We start from the raw sequence: 3578 nt of genomic DNA, 5'->3' as shown, positions 1-3578 counted from the left end.
CTGGCGTGGTTGCAGGATGCGGAGGCTCGGGGAGATGTTGATTGGCAGCGCGTGAAGGAGATTCACGAGTCGTTTAAATACGAGAACTCGGGCGTCGGGCCAGCGGCGCAAGTTGCCATCGCCATCATGATGTCTTTTGTGATGGGGCCGGCAGGACTGGGCTTGGTCGGCGGTGGCTTCGGCGGCGCATTCGCCACAACTCTCGCTACGACGGGCGTGACAAGCACGATCAGCAATAAAGGGAACCTCGGCGCTGCATTCAAGGAAACATTCAGCGCCGACAGTCTCAAGAACGCAGCTATCGCTGGCTTCACCGCAGGCATGCTTGATTATGCCGATGCCAATTGGTTTACAGCGGGGGCAGCAAAGCCGCAAGTATTCTGACCAGCAGTAATTTTACCGACGTAGCGATCCGAACTGCGGGTCGCGCGTTCATTTCCAGTGGCATCTCTACCACCATTGGTGGCGGAAGTTTTGCTGACAACTTTGGTTCCGCGTTGCTGGGAGAAGCGGGCAGTGTCGCGATGGCGACCGGGTTCAATTTCGTTGGCGATCAAACGATCAAGTTCCCGGAAGGTGGCGTAGTAAAAGTTGTCGCGCATGCGCTGATGGGCGGTTTGATTTCCGAAGTAACTGGCGGGGATTTTGCTACCGGTGCGGCGGCTGCTGGGCTGAATGAAGCTGCGATGAATACGCTGGTGAAGTTCGCCGCTGGCAATGATCAGCTGCAGGTGATGTTGTCCCAACTCACGGGTGTTCTTGCAGCGGCCCTCGTTGATGGCAATTCACAGTTGGGAGCCAGCATCGCCGGGAGTGCCACGACTTATAACTATCTCTACCACCGTGAGGTGAAAGAGATGCTCGCTGAGATGGACAGCAAGACCACGGATAAGGAAAAGCTTGCTGTCAGGGATAAATATGAAGCGCTTGACAAGCAAAGAGAGTTAGAGCTGGACGAGTTTTGTAAAGGGGCACCTGATACCTGCCGTCAAATCTCCCACGATTTGGCCGACGATGACGAAAAGTTCTCGAAGCTGATAGCGACGCTACGAAGTGAAGGCAAAAGTGGAGAAGCCTATTGGGTAGGAGTTGTTCAGGGAGGGAATCTAAACTCCACTGGGTCAATAGCCTCCATCGTGAATTTACAGGAAGGTGGTTTCTTTGCAAAATTGGGTGCTGTCGCGATCCAGATGGGGGGTGGAATTTTTCCGGGTAGGGCAACCGGGAAAGGTACGACTGCCACAAAGGAAGCCGACGTAAAGGGTACGGGTGGTGTAAAAGGAAACGAAGCGTCCAAAGCACCGGTTCAAGAACTTGAGGTTGACTCCTATAAGAATCTCAAGTCAAGAGAAGTAGTTGCTGACGGGTTAGAGCACGACCACATCCCTTCCTTTGCTGCATTGCGTACGGCAAAAGAAGCTGAATTAGGTCGTCCCCTTACAGAGGTGGAGGCCAAATCGCTTTACCAAAACGCAACAGCCGTGGAGGTTCCTCGCGATGTCCACATTGCGGGTCCCACGTATGGGGGTAAAAATACCCGTGCACAGGTTCAACAGGACGCCATTGATCTGTGCGGCGCGGTGTGCCGTGATACAGACGCATTGCGAGAAAATTTACGCAATCGAGGTTATGATTCAAAAATTGTCGATGAGACAATTAAAAAAATAGTGGAAAGAAATCGAGAGATTGGGGTTATCAAATAATGAATACTTGGTCTGACTTTATTCACGCTCTCGGTCAAGATGAGAATGGATCAGTCATCACGGGTCTATGGCAACGTTTTGAAGAAAAGCCCGTCATTTCAGAGACTCCTGATGCCTATAATGATCCAGGCGGGAAAACAAAATATTACAAGTTTATAAAGTCTGGGATAGAGCTTGGGTTTCGTGCGGGACAATTAAATCACATTCATTTTTTTGTGCAGGAGGATGAAGGCTATTCACCGTATAACGAATATGTGCTTGATCGGGCTGCTCATGCTTGGACTGCCAAAAATGTCACTCAGGTATTGGGTACGGCAGACGCAGGAGCATCTGCTAAAGTTGATATGTTGATTGGTAAAGTCCGGCAGTGGTGCAAATATCAGTTTTCAACATACGATCTACGTATGGAGTTTTCAGAGGATGGTAAGTTGTGGAAGGTAACCCTGATTGCTAAGGGTTAAGTGAAGGAAAATTACGTTGAAACGGTATTGGAAGAGTGTGGATGAATGGGGGCAGGCCACGTTGAAAAAGTACTCCAAAACGTGGTCTGTCCGCATTTTCCCCCGACCATTCAGCAGCCTAGCCGAGTAATTCAAAGTGTCGACAAACGGGGCAACCCTCAGCCCGGAGCCATTTATGAGTTTGAGGTTCCCGCTTCAGGTGGCGGTACGCGGACAGTGAGAATTCGTGACGACACAGCGGGACATGATTGCGGGGAAGATGATCCGCAAAATCGCGGGGCGCATTTTAACGACGAAGCGGGAAATTATTATCATTACTAAAATCAAAATTTTGGGAGAAAATGACGTATCTGATTCGAATCAGACAATCAATCTGAATGAGGGTAACGGAAAATGCAGATTAAAGTTGTCTGCAGCTAGTTTTATTGCGTCGAAGCCTCATGAGTCATTGGAAACAATATTCGACTTCATACATGAACGCGTTGTCGAAAATATGCCGGGATATGCAGCCTGGTTGCTTTTGGGTAACTCGGCTTGGCAGCCAGGCACGAGAATCGTCAAATATTTAGGGCTATGGGGTGGGTTCAAATCACGGGGGATTGAAGTTCCCCAAGGAAGTCATTCGATAGTGCATACCATGGAGCGCGATGGGAAGCTAAAGTTTTTTGGAGGTATTCGCCTATCGGATCTTTTAGATGGGACAATTCTGGAGGCGTTCTTGGCTGAGAGATGTTCTTATGTAGCCATTGTGCCTATAGATTTGGATATGGAAGAAGCCTTACTCATTGGCTGGTCTGGAAAGATTTCGGAAGATCTGATGCTCTTCGAATATGTGACGGAGGGGAACGGACTGTTAATGGCAAAGATTGGTGAATTTGATGATCTTGATAGAGGAGTTGTCGCTGTCGGAAAACGACAAGTGCTGGATGATCTTTTATCAAACTTTGATAATTCGTAAAACCGAATTTCGCTATTTTTTCTCCTTCTGAGCTCCGCGCAGGTCGCCACGCTGATTGTCGATATCGTCTGAGAGATAAATGGGTGCAGACCACGTTGAATGCAAAAGCTGGGTACTCTTGGGGGGGAAGGGAACAGACCACGTATAGAAGGCACTCGAAAACATGGTCTGTCCCCGTTTCCTCAATACTCAACAGAGCAATAACTTCGGAAGCGAAATTTCGAACAAGGGTAAATAGGGACAGGCCACGTTTACAACGCACTCCAAAACGTGGTCTGTCCCCGTTTCCCCACGTATGGAAAACTACCAAGTGCAGCCGATCTTGAGTCGGTTGGCGTCAGGGTTATCCAGGATGGAGGTCTAGATGCTCGATTCTCGGGGCACACGTTCCTACGCACAGACGGTAGTAAGATTACTGATCTCCATAGTATGAAAACCATCGTTCTAGAGAAAATA

At 49.1% G+C, this 3578-nt stretch carries 5 protein-coding genes; all 5 read left to right on the top strand.

What is annotated here, in order from left to right:
- Positions 1 to 384: DUF637 domain-containing protein (locus OQK_RS31890; RefSeq protein WP_038861809.1), on the top strand; the 384-nt coding region annotated here is incomplete at its 5' end.
- Positions 345 to 1703, top strand: a complete 1359-nt coding sequence (locus OQK_RS26190) for a DUF637 domain-containing protein (protein WP_081489896.1) — start codon at positions 345 to 347, stop codon at positions 1701 to 1703. The genes OQK_RS31890 and OQK_RS26190, both read left to right, overlap by 40 nt.
- Positions 1703 to 2164 (top strand): hypothetical protein, encoded by a 462-nt coding sequence (locus OQK_RS26185; RefSeq protein WP_016775045.1) that lies wholly within the window; start codon positions 1703 to 1705, stop codon positions 2162 to 2164. The genes OQK_RS26190 and OQK_RS26185 overlap by 1 nt, the downstream gene beginning before the upstream one ends.
- Before the next feature lie 45 nt (positions 2165 to 2209).
- Complete coding sequence (locus OQK_RS32145; protein WP_081489895.1) at positions 2210 to 2485, top strand: HNH/endonuclease VII fold putative polymorphic toxin; 276 nt, start codon at positions 2210 to 2212, stop codon at positions 2483 to 2485.
- Positions 2424 to 3122 (top strand): hypothetical protein, encoded by a 699-nt coding sequence (locus tag OQK_RS30275; RefSeq protein ID WP_157221952.1) that lies wholly within the window; start codon positions 2424 to 2426, stop codon positions 3120 to 3122. The genes OQK_RS32145 and OQK_RS30275 overlap by 62 nt, the downstream gene beginning before the upstream one ends.
- Positions 3123 to 3578 lie beyond the last annotated feature (456 nt).

The sequence above is a fragment of the Pseudomonas sp. R62 genome, from assembly GCF_000257605.1.
GTDB lineage: Bacteria > Pseudomonadota > Gammaproteobacteria > Pseudomonadales > Pseudomonadaceae > Aquipseudomonas > Aquipseudomonas atacamensis.
The sequence above is the reverse complement of the archived record's forward strand: the minus strand, read 5'-3'. Positions and strand labels throughout refer to the sequence as shown.

What these genes read in the sequence shown, in the direction of transcription:
- OQK_RS26185 (WP_016775045.1), top strand. Translation starts at nt 1,703, where the DNA reads ATGAATACTTGGTCTGACTTTATTCACGCTCTCGGTCAAGATGAGAAT.
- OQK_RS32145 (WP_081489895.1), top strand. Translation starts at nt 2,210, where the DNA reads ATGGGGGCAGGCCACGTTGAAAAAGTACTCCAAAACGTGGTCTGTCCG.
- OQK_RS30275 (WP_157221952.1), top strand. Translation starts at nt 2,424, where the DNA reads ATGATCCGCAAAATCGCGGGGCGCATTTTAACGACGAAGCGGGAAATT.